General features: G+C 54.1%; 17 protein-coding genes. 5 read left to right on the forward strand and 12 right to left on the reverse strand.

What is annotated here, in order from left to right:
* Nucleotides 1-91 precede the first annotated feature (91 nt).
* The 6 genes from ABM562_RS09240 to ABM562_RS09265 form a co-directional block, all read right to left on the reverse strand.
* Nucleotides 92-2632 carry a hypothetical protein gene (locus ABM562_RS09240; protein WP_460421538.1) on the reverse strand — a complete coding sequence of 847 codons (2541 nt, stop codon included), beginning with the start codon at nt 2630-2632 and terminating at the stop codon, nt 92-94.
* Nucleotides 2629-5298: a hypothetical protein gene (locus ABM562_RS09245; protein ID WP_460421540.1), complete on the reverse strand. Its 2670-nt coding sequence runs from the start codon at nt 5296-5298 to the stop codon at nt 2629-2631. The genes ABM562_RS09240 and ABM562_RS09245 overlap by 4 nt, the downstream gene beginning before the upstream one ends.
* 67 nt (nt 5299-5365) lie before the next feature.
* On the reverse strand, nt 5366-6136 hold the full coding sequence (locus ABM562_RS09250) for a nuclease-related domain-containing protein (RefSeq protein WP_460421542.1): 771 nt from the start codon (nt 6134-6136) through the stop codon (nt 5366-5368).
* Nucleotides 6137-6827: 691 nt separating this feature from the next.
* The gene (locus ABM562_RS09255) at nt 6828-7418 is read right to left on the reverse strand and encodes a helix-turn-helix domain-containing protein (protein ID WP_460421544.1); all 591 of its coding nucleotides are present in this window, start codon (nt 7416-7418) and stop codon (nt 6828-6830) included.
* Complete coding sequence (locus ABM562_RS09260) at nt 7411-7650, reverse strand: helix-turn-helix transcriptional regulator (RefSeq protein ID WP_460421546.1); 240 nt, start codon at nt 7648-7650, stop codon at nt 7411-7413. Before ABM562_RS09260 ends, ABM562_RS09255 begins: the two co-directional genes overlap by 8 nt.
* Nucleotides 7651-8160: 510 nt before the next feature.
* The gene (locus ABM562_RS09265; protein WP_460421548.1) at nt 8161-8568 is read right to left on the reverse strand and encodes a tyrosine-type recombinase/integrase; all 408 of its coding nucleotides are present in this window, start codon (nt 8566-8568) and stop codon (nt 8161-8163) included.
* A gap of 328 nt (nt 8569-8896) precedes the next feature.
* On the opposite strand from ABM562_RS09265, the gene ABM562_RS09270 reads away from it, so the two are divergent.
* Entirely contained in the window at nt 8897-9040 is a 144-nt protein-coding gene (locus ABM562_RS09270) for a hypothetical protein (protein WP_460421781.1), read from the forward strand.
* 172 nt (nt 9041-9212) lie between these two features.
* Here ABM562_RS09270 and ABM562_RS09275 read toward each other — a convergent pair whose 3' ends face one another.
* From ABM562_RS09275 to ABM562_RS09290, 4 genes are all read right to left on the reverse strand, one after another.
* Nucleotides 9213-9512, reverse strand: coding sequence for an inositol monophosphatase family protein (locus ABM562_RS09275; RefSeq protein ID WP_460421550.1), 300 nt, complete (start codon nt 9510-9512; stop codon nt 9213-9215).
* Between the two features lie 672 nt (nt 9513-10184).
* Nucleotides 10185-10808: a DUF6338 family protein gene (locus ABM562_RS09280; protein ID WP_460421552.1), complete on the reverse strand. Its 624-nt coding sequence runs from the start codon at nt 10806-10808 to the stop codon at nt 10185-10187.
* Nucleotides 10809-10931: 123 nt separating this feature from the next.
* Nucleotides 10932-11291: a 4-fold beta flower protein gene (locus ABM562_RS09285; RefSeq protein WP_460421554.1), complete on the reverse strand. Its 360-nt coding sequence runs from the start codon at nt 11289-11291 to the stop codon at nt 10932-10934.
* A 66-nt stretch (nt 11292-11357) separates the two neighbouring features.
* A complete protein-coding gene (locus ABM562_RS09290; protein WP_169922231.1) occupies nt 11358-11504 on the reverse strand; it encodes a hypothetical protein in 147 nt (48 codons plus the stop codon).
* Nucleotides 11505-11888: 384 nt separating this feature from the next.
* Between ABM562_RS09290 and ABM562_RS09295 the strand changes: the two genes are divergently transcribed.
* The 4 genes from ABM562_RS09295 (at nt 11889) to ABM562_RS09310 (ending at nt 14361) form a co-directional block, all read left to right on the forward strand.
* Nucleotides 11889-12764 (forward strand): helix-turn-helix transcriptional regulator, encoded by an 876-nt coding sequence (locus tag ABM562_RS09295; protein ID WP_460421556.1) that lies wholly within the window; start codon nt 11889-11891, stop codon nt 12762-12764.
* Nucleotides 12765-12800: 36 nt separating this feature from the next.
* A complete protein-coding gene (locus ABM562_RS09300; protein WP_460421558.1) occupies nt 12801-13511 on the forward strand; it encodes a hypothetical protein in 711 nt (236 codons plus the stop codon).
* 173 nt (nt 13512-13684) lie between these two features.
* Entirely contained in the window at nt 13685-13798 is a 114-nt protein-coding gene (locus ABM562_RS09305; protein WP_460421770.1) for a hypothetical protein, read from the forward strand.
* A gap of 290 nt (nt 13799-14088) precedes the next feature.
* Nucleotides 14089-14361, forward strand: coding sequence for a hypothetical protein (locus ABM562_RS09310; RefSeq protein ID WP_460421560.1), 273 nt, complete (start codon nt 14089-14091; stop codon nt 14359-14361).
* Nucleotides 14362-14547: 186 nt separating this feature from the next.
* Here the strand turns inward: ABM562_RS09310 and ABM562_RS09315 are convergent, their stop codons facing one another.
* Nucleotides 14548-15057, reverse strand: coding sequence for a hypothetical protein (locus ABM562_RS09315; RefSeq protein WP_460421562.1), 510 nt, complete (start codon nt 15055-15057; stop codon nt 14548-14550).
* A gap of 41 nt (nt 15058-15098) precedes the next feature.
* Nucleotides 15099-15776, reverse strand: coding sequence for a helix-turn-helix domain-containing protein (locus ABM562_RS09320; RefSeq protein ID WP_460421564.1), 678 nt, complete (start codon nt 15774-15776; stop codon nt 15099-15101).
* Between the last annotated feature and the right edge of the window lie 340 nt (nt 15777-16116).

Here is a 16116-nt window from a genome sequence, read left to right on the forward strand (position 1 = left end):
TGTATTGTCTTTGTACCGCGAAACGGTCAGGTTCTAGCCGCCGCATGCTGTGACTAACAGGCAGGTGTGGTCACGTGCCTGTAGCCAATACTTAGCCCAGAAATGGGTCATGAAATCGATATGCCCGCCCACGTTCATTGATCGGAGCTAGAAGCGCCAATGCCGCGTGGTCGCTCATGCCTTGATTACGCAGTGCGCCGTATAGCTGGTAAAACTCACCGTTCAAATCACCTGCGAAAACACCGGGGTCGTCCGAGCCGAGAGAAATCATAATTTCTGGGTCTCCTTCTTGCACAAAGCCCGGTGCCCGCATCCAGCGCAGGGAGTGATGCTCGCTAAAGCTGTTGTACTGACTAATGCGCACATTGCTTGATGGCAGTGTTTCGATGATCACATTGCGACTAGCGACCTCACGCATCAATGCCTGTTGGATATGCAGATAGGTGGCTTCATCGAAGTAGGCTGCGTCAACGCTCTGTAGTGCTTCACTACGCTCCCACACTTCTCGGTTGCTGAGCCATTCCCACAGAAGCTTTAAATGTTGAGGGCTGCTGCTTTTCGCGTTCAAAACCCTTTGTGCTTCACTCTGCCAGAGGTCACTCAGCGGAGCTATGTCTGCTGACCAGTCCGTTTCTAGAGCAGCCTGCATAAAGCGGGCATTTAGATGTCTTAGCCCCATAGCAGCTTCAAGCGAGTTACAGCTGATATCGCTGCGGAAAATCTCGCCTGCGCATTTGGCCAAATCGTTTGCCACTCGTGCGGTTGTGGCAGCTGCGCTGGGTACGGTACGCAGCAGGCGCCAAGCGGCTAGCAAGTCCAGCATCCACTCGCCTTTCTTGACAACTAACTGACCTGGCATACGTTCCATCCACAACCTGGGAGAGATGCCCATGGCAGTACCGTGGCCGATGCGGTCGCCGTCACGAAGGTCGAGAAGCTCTAGTGCATCACCTATGGTGCGTAGCCCACTCAAAAGGTGCGCAAAGTCCTCACCAGCATGGTAAGTGCGGTGAGTTAGGCCTGCTAGCTTGCATACGCGATAGCAACTGGCAAATATCTCTGGAGGAGCGTGCAGTTCATTTGCTGCAGCGTCTATTCCTCGGACCCAAGTTCGTAGGCGGGGCCAACGTGCGAGGCACTCGAGCAACACATTAGCTGTAAGCTCCAGTTCCTTGCGTTGCTTATAAAAGCGATATGGACCGGCCTTTCGGTTGGGTGCCCAAGGCTTTTTGATGAAATGCACGACCAGCGCTAGGCGGTGATGCGAGCGATCAAGGGGCGAAGTTTTACGATAATATTCTTCCAGCTTTTCCAGTAGCTCACCAAGCTTGCGAGGCACCGGATTTACGCCAAGACCCTGTGGGTCTTGATTGTGCAAGTAACGCCAGTAGCCGCCTAGAACAGCTTTGAGCAATTGGTAATTTTTGCGCACAGTGTCTTTAGGGGAGAATCGTCCTTCCAGATAGGTAGTACGGCTCGAATTTGTCGCTTTGCCATGCATTGCCCAAAAGCGCGGCAGATAGTCTTCTTCGGCGGGATCCCGCAGCTTGTTGTACGTAAATTTCTGAAACTGATCGAAGCCAAATTGCTCCTCGCTTTGTACCAAGAGGCGGTAATACTTATTCTGAAGCATTAGATAAGTATGGAACATGCGCTCAAGTGCTACACTTGGACGGCTCTTGAGCCTGCGTAAAAGCTCTTGCATCCAATACAACTCGTCCGCCGTGCAACTTTGAGCCGAAATCTCCAAGCGAACCTGCGCAGGGGGCGGGATTTCCTTCTGCAGGCTCTCGTCGTCCATCAACTCGAAGAGATCATGAGGCAATGGGGTTTCTGCGTTGAGTGTGTTGGTCGCTGCCGCAACTAGCCACTTTCTCAAGCGGCCTGCCGCCACTAGTTGACGGTGCAATTCAACAGGTGAGAAGTCCGGGTCGATGGATCGCGCCAACTCGCGCACCGCTGCGGCGTCGGCCGCGCTGGGTGTGTACCATTTTACGCTGAAGTCCTTTGTTTCTTGCTTGGGCGTGCGAAGGGCGCGTAGCCAGCAGTTCTCCGCATGGGTGCTGCCATTGAGATGCAGGTGCGTCTCGTGTAGCCCTTCACGTCCTAGGTAATCTTCTACCAAGGGGTCGTACGGGCTGACAACAGGCAAATTCTTGCTAGCCCAACTTTGCGGAGGTTCCCAAGGCCACTGCTTATGCGTCTCGGTTGCGAGCCACGCGCGGGGCTGCACCGAGACCTGTGCCGTGGCCAGCAAGGGGAGGCCCGACATACGACTTACGACGCTTTGCTGCCAAGCACCAAATTTCTGCTGTTTTACATGTAAGTTACCGTGCCGGCTCTCTAAAAACTCATCGGCCATGGCTTCCAATGCACTTATCAGCCGGCCCGTGATGCCTCTGTTCGCAGATTGCTGCTCCAGCAGCTGCCAGCTATGTCCAAACACGTGATCCGGCAGGCGAGCTGACCAAGGCAGATACCCTAGGTAGACCGCCTCACGTAGGTCACTTAAGTTCAGGGGCTGGTGAAACGGCGTACGCCGTACCAACGCAAGTACTTTGTAACTGGAGAGAAGCGTCATGCCGATCTGAGCAAGAACTGAGGCAGGCTGTTCGCGTATTTCTTTGTTCAAGATGTTACTTGCTCCTCATCAGCGCTGTCTTGAGGGAGGCCATCGACAGGTAAATTTTTCCATTTCGTACCGGCAATATATGTTTTATTGATCTTTTTCCATGTGGTGATAGAACACAGCAAATTTTTAGCTGCAGATGCTGAGTCTCCAGAGTCGGAGGCACTTGATTCATCGTGTGCACCCAATGAGGCAGGGTGGCAGGAAAGAAGATCGTCGACTAACTCCTTCGATTTAACGTTTGGCTGCAACAGTCCTAAGAGCAAAGGGCAGGTTGCTATGAGGTAGGTGAGGGGGAGCTTTTGGTGGGAGTCCCTGATGTCCTTGAACTTCTCAATAAAGGCTTTGGCCGACGTCAGTGGGTTAGTACGATCTAACGAAGAATTACTCTCAGTGGAGCTCGCGCTGCTACTTAAATGGTAATCTCGCTCCTCAATATAAACAGCATTGATAACGCACAGCGCAAAAAGCTCCATCAGACTGGCCGTCCCCGTTGACATCGAGGAGACCCTTGGTCTGTTGGCGTCACACACTTTCTCTAGGCTGAAATACAGACGGGTCCAGATCTTGCCAATCAATACGGCCGATGGGTTCAACTGTTTACGAATTCCCAGGGTAGCGGCAAGCCAATGTTTGATTGCTGCTTCAAGCATGGTGAGCTTTCCTGCGTACTCCGAGGCATCTTGCTCGAGCTCTTCCTCATCTGCCGCGTCGGCTTCCCATTGTGGTCGGGAAACGCTTAGCGGAGGGAACGGTTTGGGTAGTACGCTTAGGACGGGGTATTGGCCATCTTTCGGTTGAAGTGAGAGCAACCTGGCTATGAGGCCAAGGATGTTGTAGATCGAGGCATAGGTCCTGGTTGATGTTCCCGATACGTCCACAAGACTCAATGCGAAAGCCGGCAATTCAGCGCATTCTCTGATGACGCTAAGAGCTGCCTTATAGCTCGATTCACTCTCAAGAGGGGCATGGTCAGGCTTGCCCTTGTTGAGTCCAATTATGCCGGAGTAGACCAGGGGGTTCTTCGGGTTAGCTCCATGAGGTGCGGAGAATATTGCTACGGCATGGCGGGCCCAATTGAGGGCGTCTTCTTTGCGACCGATGCCCATATATTGTTCGAACTGTAAGCGAAGAGTCTGACGAGCTTCTTCGGTCTGAAGATCTTTACCCTTGCGCCGCAACACCTGTCCGAACAGTGCCACGCTGCCAGGGGCGGCGAGCATGTAGTCGATTAGTGCTGCCGGGTTCTCCGCGCATAGGCGGGTTACATCCGCTGAAAGCGCGGCGAAGCTGTTCTTGAGATCGGCGTCACTTGGTTGGGGACGGAGGTACACGGCCGTGTCGAAGTCGCCGTCGCGAATTGCCAAGTCAAATACAGCCTTGGTAAGTGCAGGTAATTCGTGAGCGGCTATGGCGTCAACATCCACACCAAACTTATACAAGCTGCCCAAGGCCAATGCGCGTAAGCTCTCGCTGAGGGATTCGGACAGTTCTAGGTTCCATGCGTCGGGCTGGTCATTCGCGCCTTCTGGTGTGAGATAGGGCGCGCATCGAGACAGAACCTGAAGCACCGAACGCAATGGCTGCTTAAGTAGGAATTCTCGATAGAGCTCAAGATCACGTGGGTTTTTGATCCGCAGGCCGCGCCGGATTAAAGTTCTGACTAATTCATTGGGGGTTAGCTGCTTATCCCATTTGGAGTGGGCCAACCGGAACCGGTCCTCATCGTGTTGAAGAAGACTCCACAGTGGTCGCAATTGCAAGCGACGATGCATTGGGAAAAGCTTGAGTAGATATTGGTCTTCTAGGTGATCGACCATTTTATGGCGCTGGTCCGCTCGCTCTTTCGCCTGACCATGTTTGGCATCGCCCAAACTGTCGTAAAAGTGATCCCTCACCATAAGTGAGTACAGCTCAATGTCGCCGGTTACCAAGACCACAAGGCGTGGAGTATCAAGGTATTTGCGGATACATTCGAGCAGGCTGCGCGCGTGTTGTGCATGGGTATCGGCGTCGTCAAAGGCAAGCACGAGCGCCTGAACGCCAAGCGCCTGGCAGGCCAGATCGAGTAGCGCGTGAAGGTTTTTGCGCAAATCTGCGCTGTGCCCTGCGCGCTCCAAGCCCCACTCAAAAAACAGTTCCGGGTCTAGGTCCTGAAGCTGGTCGTGGTTCGAGCTGAACAAGCTCAAGCCGCCAGCTAGTTTCTTGAACTGCTCACGGAAGCGCTCGATAAGGTTTTCCCTATCCAAGCCAGAGCCGAATCTAGCCTCGGTAATGCGGTTTTTGAGCTCTTTGAGGATGCTAAGCAGAATAATTTCACTGCGTTCAATCCGACTTGGATCGACATAAGCAAGAGGGCTGACGCTGGGCTCGGTCTTATCATTGCCCAGCGCATGAAAGGCACTTTGCAAAAAGGTGGATTTGCCTGCGCCGCGGGTGCCATCAATGAAGTAAACCAGCCCGCTACCATAGGGATAGTCATTTTCTACTAGGAAGGCGTTTTTTAATGGGTGGAGTTTTTTAATGCGCTCTAAGTCTGTCTTTATGAGCTTTTTGAGCGTGTTGTAGCTCCGCTGCTGAACAAGCTGGCTAACCTCAAGCTTTGCATTTGTGTCGCTGTGATTGAGGTCGATGATGATTTTAGTCGAGTTTTCGGCTTGTGCGCTCATGTACGTCCTAGGAAATGTATATGGCTACGAAATGGTGTATAGCGTCCGGTGTATTAATGGATCGCTGTTAAAAGCTCTGTATGGTTTTGCATTGGGGGACGGTTGAGCAGCCCCAGAATTGTTGGCTGAAATTGGCCCCTGTCTTCCGGGTGCGAATAACCAGGGCGCTGCTGCATTTCGGGCATTGCCGATTGGCAGTCGGATAACTGCGCCGTTTGAGGTTTTGCACATGCGCGCGGTGGGTGGCGAGGGTTGACGCGCGGTGGCCGGTTTGTAGGGCTTGCAGCATTGCGTCGTTTTCAGCCTCGCTGAATACCGGCGGCTTGAACGAATTGATATGGCGGATAAAGCCGATGAACTGGGTGACGTTAGTTGGCACCTCGGTTTTTAATGTGCTGCCACCGACAAAAGTGATGGCCGAGTGCAGGTGCTCGGTGCTAACGCCAAGAGTGGTTTCCAGGGCTTTCAGGTGCTTGTAGTTTTGCCGCAGCGGGTTCTGGAATTTGAAGGTGCGTTTGTAGAGCCTCTGCACCCACTGCGTCTGCTTTTCACCGCCAAAGATCCAGCCGCTCATGTTCTTCGTTTCCTGAACGACGACGCGGTAAGGCGAGAGGAAAACGTGGTCGATCTGCGTTGTGCCGTTTGGGGTGTTCAGGGTGACGTTGTGCAGGCGGTGGTGGATATGCTTATCCAGTTGCCAGCGGGCAAACAGTCGTACCAGAAATTCGCCAATATGACCCTTGGCCCATGCAGACTTGAGCGGGCCGATCAGCAGCATAAAAAGAATAATCCAGCCTAGCGTACCCCAGGTCTGAGCGATGACGGGTGTGAAATCCATTTCCTGACCTTCAACAATCCTGAGTTAACCGGATATTACCGAAAGTAAGCGTAAATTAACGAAAGTATTCAGTAGCGTTTATAGCTTGAGCGCGGTTTCCTTGTTGCCGAGTGCGGTCAAGAAGGTGGACGGGTACTCCGTCGCGTCATGCTCAAGAGTCAGGTCCGATACGGTGGACTCAATTTCTACTGCATTCATGGATTACCAATGTCCAGATCGCTGATGCGCGAAGCCGGCGATCATAGCCGCTAATTTTTTTGGTGATGGCTACATCTCGGCTGGCGCATACCGCTCTATCGGCGTGCGTCAGCGTCGGTTATTCAGCTCTGCTCAGCCGTATCGGTTTATGCCGGATGCCACTGGCATGTGACAGCCAAGCGCTCTGAGCCAGTGACCGGGAAATCAACCATTACACGATGCCGGAGATGATAAAGGAAAGCGCTTCTGTCATGCGAAAAAGCAGCAGATGGCAGGGCTAATAGGGCCAGTGAAATTCGTCGATTGGAGATTGCGGTAGCTGTCTGTAACCTCATACGGCTCCAGCGCTTTCATTCAGGAGGCTTGCGTCGCCCCAGAGCTGTTCTTTTTTATTTTATCTTTCTTTTTAGCGACTCAGCCTGAGCTGGATTCCGACGCGATGGAGCTCTAGGCGAGCTCCATCCGGATCGAACACAGCTCAGATTGATACGTGTCACTCTGAGCTGTGTATAACATTGCTACAGCGGTTGAGATTTCTGCGTAGCGTTTCTCGTATGCTGGCTGGTAGTCGATCCAGGTCAGTGTTCAATGAGCCTAAATCGATCTGTGAATTTCCTCTGGCCAGGTTGATTTGTATATTCAGGCGCTCGATGTTCAGTATTCGCGTACTTGCGAGATCGCCGGCGATCACTGCTTTTTTTAGCTCGGAAACGGTGTGTTGTGCACGACTTGGCACGTAGTCCCAGGTTGCTACGGTATGTGGGAGGCCGGCCTCAGTGACCTGAACCTTTTCGCGTAGGGTGTAGTGATTGGATCGGCCGGATTTTGTTTTCGTGATAAGGCCGGCCGTTTCGAGAACCCCCAGTGCTCGTTTGACCTGCGCTGGGCTGACGCCAGACTGTTCAGAAATCCGTTCGATGCCCGGATGCGCCATGCCGGAGTAGTAATTGGCGTGTGCCTTAATGACGGCATAAACCGTAAACGCGTGGGGTCCAATTCGGGCGACATCGCCCTGATCGATCATTGCCCTGAAAACATGGAACCACTGGGTCTGCGCGCGCAGTGGGGCTGATACGTTAGTCATTGTTATGCACCCCACGCATCTGTACGTGCGGCCGATTCAGGATCCAAGCAGATATTTCGGTGCTGAGCCAGCCAACCGATCTGCTTCCGCCCAGGTCATAAGGAGCAGGGAATTTCCCCGCTGCTATGTCGCGATAGATTGTGGATCTCTTTTTCCCGACCGCGAAATCAACCTCCGGAAGACGTAGGAAGCGCGGCTCATCTGAACCCAATGCAATAGTGTGTGTTGACATTTATCAATGCTCAGGCGGTGGCGTTGCGGCGATCCTCAGGTGCTGCAATACGCATATTTGTTGGGAGCGGCGCTCGGATTTTTCCTGCTGCAATGCAGGAGGCGTTAGCCAGGCCTTTATGTGACGGGCCGCCGAGTTTTCTTGCCGGCTCCAGCTGATGGATGACAGCTGGAGCTCAGTCGTTGGCGTAGGGAGAGGAGCCCCGCTGGTACGGAATAGAAGTCCGCACATTTTTAGCAGCGTTGCTGCAGACGCATAGGCGCGATAGGCCGTGCAAGATGATACAGATACCCCGATGAGGTAGCTGGGAAGTCCATTTGTTAACAGCAGATGGACTTCGAATTCTTAACGCCGTAACCGGGGCAGCGTGACGATCCCACGGAGTCCTATGAACGTCCCAGGGATGCCAGATTTTTTACCAAGCGAAGATCGGTATTGCAAGTCCAAGCTATGAGATCAGGCCTTGATGGCATCTAGGTAATCTGACCAGCGCTGCATCATGTCACGGCGCTAAGGCAGAAATGAGGTTCGGTCATATGCGCGGCCCAGTGGATTTTTTACCGCGTGAGCAAGCTGATGCTCCAAAAGATCCAGGCGAAACCCCAGTACCTCAGCGCCTATGGTTCTCGCGGTCGCACGAAAACCGTGCCCTGTCATTTTGTCGCCGCTGATGTCCATGCGGCGTAATGCGCTGAGGACGGCATTGTTGGACATCGGTCGCTCGCCTCCTCGGGCTAAGGGGAAGACATATCGATGTCTGCCGGTGAGTGGTTTCAGCTCGCGCAAAACGGCGATTGCTTGTTGGCTGAGGGGAACCAAATGGTCCGGGCGATCCTGTTCGGTTTCAGTAAGGCCCTTCATTTTGTTGCCAGGAATCAACCATTCGCCAGCGTCCAGATTGACCTCTGACCATTCCATGTGTCGAAGGTCTCCGGGCCGACAGAACAGCAACGGGGCCAGTTTTAACGCGCAACAAACAGGCAGCGTTCCGCTTTAGCTATCCAGTGCTTTGAGCAGTGCGCCGAGTTTTCAGGATCGGTCACGGCAGCAAAATGTTTCACCCGCTTGGCTGAAGTACAGCCCAATGGAGGGCGCTACTGGCGCTTGAAGTACCGCTTTCTGGGCAAAGAAAAAGCGGCTGACTCTTGGTGTTTACCCCGAGGTTGGCTTGCAAGAAGCACGGCGCAAACGTGTTGACGCTCGTGTCCAGCTCACCAGCGGCCAAGACCCTTCACTGCAAAGACGTATGGCCAAGGTGGTTAGCCAGCTCGATCACCTGCACACCTTTGAATCGGTTGCCGCGCAATGGCTCAGTATTCGCGAGTGCTCCTGGGATCCGGAGTACACCCGCACGGTACGCCAGCGCCTTGAGTTCAATGCCTACCCCTAGTTGGGAAAGCTCCCGATCAGCAGCATCAGTACTCCGATGCTGGTCGAAAATCTGCAGCGCATTATCAAGCTGTGGTAGAGAGACGGCCCGCCGTGTCGACCAGATCTACAAACAGATTTTCGAATTCGCCGAAGCTGCCGGCATCACTCCACCCAACCAGATTGGAAATCTCTCACGTACGCTCCCAGAGCTCTCGATTAATTTTGGGCTTACCGGCCGCTGCAGTGCTTACCATTACAAGGCTGCCTTCATCGAGATCTTGTTGCGAGAGATCGACTCGAATCGGGGTGCCATTGCGTATCAGGTGATCCATGCCGACAGCCCAAGCAATGCAATCGGACTCACCCTTGGCAGTGACCGGCGCGTGTACAACGCCTAGTACCGGCATGTTTCCCTGAAGCAAACCTACGGACACCGCCGAGCCCGAAAGTCCACGCAAGAAGTCGCTAGTGCCATCGTTCGGATCAACCACCCAGCACAGGCTGTTCCCCGTCAGCCCGCCGACCGCCAGGTCGAACGTACTCCTGAGCTAGGAACTGCCCTGCTTGTTCAACTGTAGAGATTACTAACGAAAGGATTTGCTGCACGTCCAGCTTTTTCAAGCTAGCTCCGAGCGCAGGGGGAGGGCACTTCTGAGTTCAGAAGGAGGTGCATCATCGTAGCATCGGGGTGATTCCAAGACCTGATGTTAGCATCATGAAAGCTAGCCAATCCTTAGCCGCATGCCGCCAATTCCACACACGTCCCCAACCTCTCTTTACAGTCTTACCGCTTTGGAGGAACTGGTGGCGGAGCAGCTGGTGGAGCTGCCGGGCGCTGACTTGTTGTTTGCTTGCTTATGCCGTCATTAACGTGAATCTTGCCGCCAGTTTGATTGGTCATGCTGATTACCGTTTGCTTGGTGGTGGTGGCGCCTTGGGAGGCGTAGCTGGACGCTGTGCAAATGGCTTAGATGGACTTGATTGTCCAGCGCTGGGCAGGCGTGGTTGGGGCGAAATGCCTCTTTCTTCGTACATGATCAGCCTCTTATTTTTTGGGAGCCTTTGGCGGCGCTGGTGGTGGTGCTTTAGGGCGGATATTGGTTGGTGCCGGAGGGCTGACGTTCATGCCATCGTTGGCAATCCGCTGCTCAAGTACATGCTGCCTAGGTTGGTTCTCGTTGCTCACTTTCGGTTACCTCTTCTAAGAATTCGATCAGGTATACGTCGCAGTTGGCGATGAGATAGCTCTCGATCCCAGGCGTCTCTATCCACTGATTGTTTTCGTCCATCCAGCACGGCTGGGTGATCAGGAAATGACCTTCCTTGGGATCGGTCGGCCATACGGCGGGATACCCGAACAGCCTGCGACCATCGAGCAAGGTCAACACGACTGTCATCCCTTCCCGCTTGCGAAATGCATAAATCCACTCTGGGTACGAGGAACGGGAGGTGAGGGTCAGCCATCTGGCGAACCTGTATAGGTAGTCATGATTCGACGCGAAGGCTAAAAGCAAGCCCAGCACCACCGCCAAGCCGATACCCCAGACACCCTCTACTTGGATCGTCCATTCACCCAACGTGAAGTAGTGCTCACCAACCCAGCTCAGGCCTACTTTGATGCCTGCGATCATCATGGTGATCAGGCCGGTGCCGATCAGTGCTTGAACGGTGCGTTCGAACTGGCCAGGTTTTTTCACATCTGCCAGCCAGTAGAAAATCATGGCGGTAAGGAAGCCTGGGATCAGCGTCTGAACCAGCGGGATTATTTTTGTGGCCAGGTCTTCCATTACGTACCTCTGAATAAGCCACCAACTGGTGGAATCCCGGAATTCCGCTCAATGACCAAGCAAGGGTGTTGGAGGGTTACTCACCCAAACACGTCCATGTGTGAGGAGTTACCTGATTGGTGATTAGAAGAAGAAAAATTGCTGACCGGAGAGCTGAGACCAGGTGCTCCGATTCAACGGTTTCAACGGCCTGAGTTGTCGCAACTGCTTAAGAGGCTTCAGTTGCTTCAACCTCTTAAGTGGAATCAGTCGAAGCATCGGCCGCGTTACGCCAAGTCTTGCACCATCGGTGAAAAAGGCGACATGGCCACTGTTGTCGCGTATGACTCCGTCAGTCATGAGTCCTAGGTGTTGTCCCTGGTAGGAATAAACGGAGCCATCATATAGGTAGGCTACGGGGCGGCCGCTGATTGTGAAGATGTGCTCACCATCATCGGTATACGCGATGGGGGCACCGGCTCGATCGTAGAAATTCAATGACATGAAAACTCTCCATCCGAGAGGAGGGCAGGGCACCGATGTGCCCTGAGCTCTGTTAAGCGATCAAAATCAATTGGCCGCTTTAGGGCGAATTACGATGCGAAACGGCTGGCCGTTGGCGCGACGTATCACCTTGCCGTTGCGAGTGCGGATGGTCATGCGGTAGATGACCTCGCCTTCGGCTTCGGGCTTATCGAACATTTCGAGCTGAGACATGGCTTGTCTCCTATCGAGGCGGCTCGAACACAGAACTCGCTACTCTTGCGTCAGCAGTCCACAAGGGCTACCATCGCAAAGTTTTCTGAACAAAAGCGCGAGAGATATCTGGAACCAGTTCAGATATCTTTTTCCTAAAGCCGGTCAAGGTGCGAACTTGATCGGCTTTTTCGTTTCTGGCTGATTGCCTCCATCCATGCCCCTTCCGATTCACGTCAGGTGCTGTAGATAAGGGTCTATCGACACCATGTGCAAAGCCTATCATCATCAATTTGATTAGGTCAAGCGATCATGTGCTACGATGCGACCCTATGAAACGACCGGCCATGCTCTTGGTCGGACAGCAAGACAGGTAAGACGGTGAAAAGGCAAGACGGAGTGGATATGAGTAAATTGAGCGAACACAGCCAGGCCCAGCGTGAGCGCCTGGTTTACATCGATTTTCGCCTGTATTTCACGGGTGTGGTCTCGCGTAATGATCTGATGGATCGATTCGGTTTGGGCGCTGCGGCTGCTACTCGAGATTTTGCTCAGTATCGTGAAATAGCTCCGGGCAATACTGAGCTCGACACTGTCAGCAAGCTATACGTGATCCGGGAAACATTTTCCCCGCTGGTAGCGCATCCGCCTGAGCGAGTGCTAACTGCACTAACGCAGGGATACGGGTACAGCCTAGATGGTGAGAAGCCGCTCATTCTCAACGAATCCGTTTCGCTGCTCAGCCAGCCTAAGGTGGAGATCCTTGCGCCGATCTCGCGCGCGATTAGCCTGAACCAGGTGGTGAAAATCAGCTATACGTCGGCCTCGGGTGAATCTGAGCGTGAAATCGTGCCCTTTGCCATTAGCTGTGATGGCCTGCGATGGCATGTCCGGGCTTACGATAGAAAGCGCGAAGATTTCGTGGACTTTGTTCTAGCCCGCGTCGGCGCTGCTCAGATTCAGCAGGGGCAAAAGCCCTTGGAGAAAGAGACTCTAAAGAATGATGACCAGTGGAATCGGATGCTGGATCTACCCCTAGTCCCGCACCCTGATAAAAACTGCGCTCAAATCATGATGCGGGACTACGATATGCCTGACGGCGTGCTTAGGCTGCGGGTGCGCGCCGCGATGGCTGGGTATGTGCTGCAGCAGTACCACGTGGACTGCTCGACCGATCACAGCATTGCCGACGAGGCCTATAGGCTCTGGTTGAGCGACCCCTTGGCTCTCTATGGCGTTAAAAGCGCCAAGCTTGCGCCGGGTTATAAAAGTCCCAACTGACAGTCAGGTCGGGCTGAACCATCCAAAGGAGAGGGGATGAGCATTTTGAGCCGGCTTTTCAATAGGCCCAAACCTGCCAGCGCCCTAGCGCACTCCAAAAATGTCGAGGCGCGACCCTCAGAGCCTCAGATTCACCGTGACGATCACTTCCTGAGGGTCGAGTACCTCGACTTCTTGGGTTTGTATCAACGTTCCAAGTCCAAACAGTGGGCGATCGGGTGGCGGGATTCAGATCCGGCCGCGGGGCGAGGTGGGCATAGGGAGTCAGGCTTTGGAGCCTACGTGCTTGCGGATCTGAGCAGCGGCACGGTTAGCTGCCACGGCAGTATGCCCAGGCCAAACAATGGCCACGTTTCTGACTCCGGGGTTTTCTGTTTGGAGGATTGGCACTTTGGCAGCTCTCTTTCGGGCACATTCACTGTCTTCGATCTTTCTGGCTCCGTACTCATCGCCAAGGAGCTCTCGGCCAATATCTTCACCAGCGGCATATCCAGGAGTGGGAAGTACGCTTTTTGCGCCACAGCCAACAGCCCCACCGATCACGGCAACAAGGTCTTCCTGTTTGACCTGGTTAAGCGGGTCGAGCTGTACTCCGTGCCCCCAAAGGCCGGATGGCCCGATAGCTATGAGGTGGATGAGAAAACGGGAGAGCTTGTTGCGCAGTTCAAGGATGTTGGGAGCTTCCGCTACGACATCGATGGCCGATTTTTGGATGCTGATCAGCTCGATGATGCCAATCTCACTTAGTCTCGTTATGACCGCATCATCCTCGCAGCTGAGATGCTTCTGGAGGATGTCGATATTACAGACGAGCGCGCCCTGGAAGTCCTCACCGCCATCCAGCGTGCTCGCTCGATGCAGACGAAAACTTAGCGTGGAAACCAACTGCCTTGAAAGTCCAAGGGCTTGCCCATGAACAGTTGCGCCAGTACGTAGAGGCCGTCCTAGTCTATGAGGAGGCGCTTACTTTGAACCCTAAGATTGGTGTGAAACGCAGGCTGGCATCAGCAAACAAGAAGATCAGTGCTGGCTAGCGGCTCAGGCTAGGAGAGAGCAGTCACCCGAGGGCGGCAATCTTTACAGGGATTGCCAGATTTGAGATCAGCATCCCCCACCATGGAGTCCGAAGCTGTTGGGCAGATCGTGCTCTCGCCTCAGTTTGGTTTAAGTTGGAATCTCTCCCAATGAGCGGACTGGCCGGGGAGGTAGACACCCTAGAAACGAATGAGAGGGGCTGGTGGGTATTTCGACCCCCCGTTTTGGTTCGCCATCGCTCGAAATGTGGGTCAACCTGATGACCTTTTAAGCGCCGATGGAGGCAAAGGTGAAAATCCTACGAGAGCTGTTCAGTTACACCCAAACCCAGCAAGCCAAGGTGCTCGGTGCCTGGGTGATCATTCCTGGCTGTCTAGCGATGGCAGGCAAGGAGATGTGGAATCTTGCGGTGGCCACCCAAGAGCTCATTCACGGCATGTCATTCTGGGAGTCCTTCCCGTATGTCGCTGCATGTGCCACGGTCTTCGCAATCACTGGTTGCTTCAAGGTGGTTGTCATCCAGTTGCGCCGTGAACACCCGCTCGCCAAGGCCGTTGGGTAGGTCAGGCGTTGCATTGCACTGTCATCGTCCGTAGCATTGCTAGTTGACTACGTAGACAGCAGAAAATTTGTCGGCGGTGCTGCGTAGGCCCTTTAGCTGTGGGTCATATGAAGGGAAATCGGAAGCGCTTGGGCTGTTCCGCTTCAGTGCGGGAGGCTTGCTTCTGAGGCCGTCCTTCCTCCGTAGTCACGAAATGCTGCGTACCTTGGCCTCCGTCGCGTGAAAAGCCGTGACGGGGGCCAAGTACTTTCTGCCTCCTTCCTGGCAAACCTTGATGATGGCCACTGCCTGGTAGCGTGTCTTTCCCACCAGCACCTTGCGCCCGCCGCTGAACATCACCACCTGCGCATGCTTGGGTTTGTTCAGGCCAACCTGGCTTTGGCTGCAATACGCGCTCGTTATGATCTCAAGCACCTCGTCAGGAGTGCACCCGTCTTTCATTTGCCGGGCGAGCAGTGGATGTCTGATCGCTTCCAGGTCAAATCGGATACCTCTGCAGTTTGGTTCCGGCCACTGCTGTTGGCGGCATATTTTCCGAATTCGATCGAACTGCTTCGCCGTCAGGAGGTAAGTGAACTCTGCGACGTGACCGGCTTGATCGAGGCGCAGGCCTGCTTGCTCTAGACGCGTCGCATGTTCTATTAGCACTCGGAACGCTTGAGCGACTATCACATCACCCTTCTGGCTATTGCCCATTGCTCAGTCCTCGCTGGCCGATTGCGGTGGCATGCGAGGCGTTATTGCGAGGCCTTTGCTGCAGCGCGCGTAGGTTTCTTCCGGCTTGTGGCTACTGCTTTTGCCTCGCGTTCAGCAATCATCTGTTTGGCGAAGGTGCGGGCTGTCTTGATGAGGCCGTCGAACGAGTAACTGTTACTGAGATTGCCGCCGCTGGTGGCGAAGCGCTTGGTACGCTCGATGTAACCCTTGCTCTCGAGTTCTGCGATGGCACGTTGCACCGTCCGCGGTTCAACCCCAATCTTGCGGGCCAGGGTTGCCTTGCTTGGGAACGGATCATTTCCTTTACGCCACCAGTAGCCGGCGAGGTGAAGGATGATCACCATATCGAGTGTTTTGAGGCCCAGCTCCTGAGAGTATTCGAACAAGACGTTGGGGATTGCCGTCCAGCCAGATGCCGTCAGGTCTTTGCCCCAGCGGTCAGCGATCGATTTGTCCTCGGCGGGCGGCTTTTTGCTTTTCTTAGATTTGGCAGGTGGGGTTGCGCTTGCTGCCGTGGTCTCGCTCGCAGCTGGCTCGTCCGAGGCTGCTTTTTTGCTGTCCTCTAGCTGCTCTGCGGTCGTGCCAGGGGCATTGATCCTGGAAGCGCTGGCTTTCGCATCAGCCTTCTTCGTGCTTGGAGTGGTTTTGGATGCAACAGGCTTTTTTCGAGCGCTGGCAGGCTGAGGGGTAGTGGCCATGATGGGCTCCGCAATGTCTGAGTCGGAGCCGATTATGGGTGCGTCAAAATCGGTGTGGCAATAGGGTGGGTGGCGACCAGGGTGTCTCCCCCGCACTGTTATGCTGCGTGTGGATTTCGCTGAATGTGCTCCACAGTTGATGTGGTTAATTGCTGGATATATTTCGTAGGACGTTGGAGTCTCCCGGGATGGGGGCTTGAGGATCTCCCCCCTGGGGTCATTCTCGTCCTCCTGGGGAGGCGTGAATGTCTTGGGTATGCGCAAAATATTTTTCATATTTTTGCGTTTAGACCCTATTTTTCTGACGATTAGAGGGCCTCATAAGCCCTTTCTTGAGAGT

It is taken from the genome of Pseudomonas sp. ZL2, from assembly GCF_054788455.1.

Bases quoted from the DNA above. Each gene is read 5' to 3' on its own strand.
- ABM562_RS09255 (WP_460421544.1), bottom strand. From the start codon at position 7,418: ATGACTAACGTATCAGCCCCACTGCGCGCGCAGACCCAGTGGTTCCAT.
- ABM562_RS09270 (WP_460421781.1), top strand. From the start codon at position 8,897: ATGGCCAAGGTGGTTAGCCAGCTCGATCACCTGCACACCTTTGAATCG.
- ABM562_RS09320 (WP_460421564.1), bottom strand. From the start codon at position 15,776: ATGGCCACTACCCCTCAGCCTGCCAGCGCTCGAAAAAAGCCTGTTGCA.
- ABM562_RS09250 (WP_460421542.1), bottom strand. From the start codon at position 6,136: ATGGATTTCACACCCGTCATCGCTCAGACCTGGGGTACGCTAGGCTGG.
- ABM562_RS09260 (WP_460421546.1), bottom strand. From the start codon at position 7,650: ATGTCAACACACACTATTGCATTGGGTTCAGATGAGCCGCGCTTCCTA.
- ABM562_RS09315 (WP_460421562.1), bottom strand. From the start codon at position 15,057: ATGGGCAATAGCCAGAAGGGTGATGTGATAGTCGCTCAAGCGTTCCGA.
- ABM562_RS09280 (WP_460421552.1), bottom strand. From the start codon at position 10,808: ATGGAAGACCTGGCCACAAAAATAATCCCGCTGGTTCAGACGCTGATC.
- ABM562_RS09245 (WP_460421540.1), bottom strand. From the start codon at position 5,298: ATGAGCGCACAAGCCGAAAACTCGACTAAAATCATCATCGACCTCAAT.
- ABM562_RS09290 (WP_169922231.1), bottom strand. From the start codon at position 11,504: ATGTCTCAGCTCGAAATGTTCGATAAGCCCGAAGCCGAAGGCGAGGTC.
- ABM562_RS09285 (WP_460421554.1), bottom strand. From the start codon at position 11,291: ATGTCATTGAATTTCTACGATCGAGCCGGTGCCCCCATCGCGTATACC.
- ABM562_RS09300 (WP_460421558.1), top strand. From the start codon at position 12,801: ATGAGCATTTTGAGCCGGCTTTTCAATAGGCCCAAACCTGCCAGCGCC.
- ABM562_RS09265 (WP_460421548.1), bottom strand. From the start codon at position 8,568: ATGGAATGGTCAGAGGTCAATCTGGACGCTGGCGAATGGTTGATTCCT.
- ABM562_RS09295 (WP_460421556.1), top strand. From the start codon at position 11,889: ATGAGTAAATTGAGCGAACACAGCCAGGCCCAGCGTGAGCGCCTGGTT.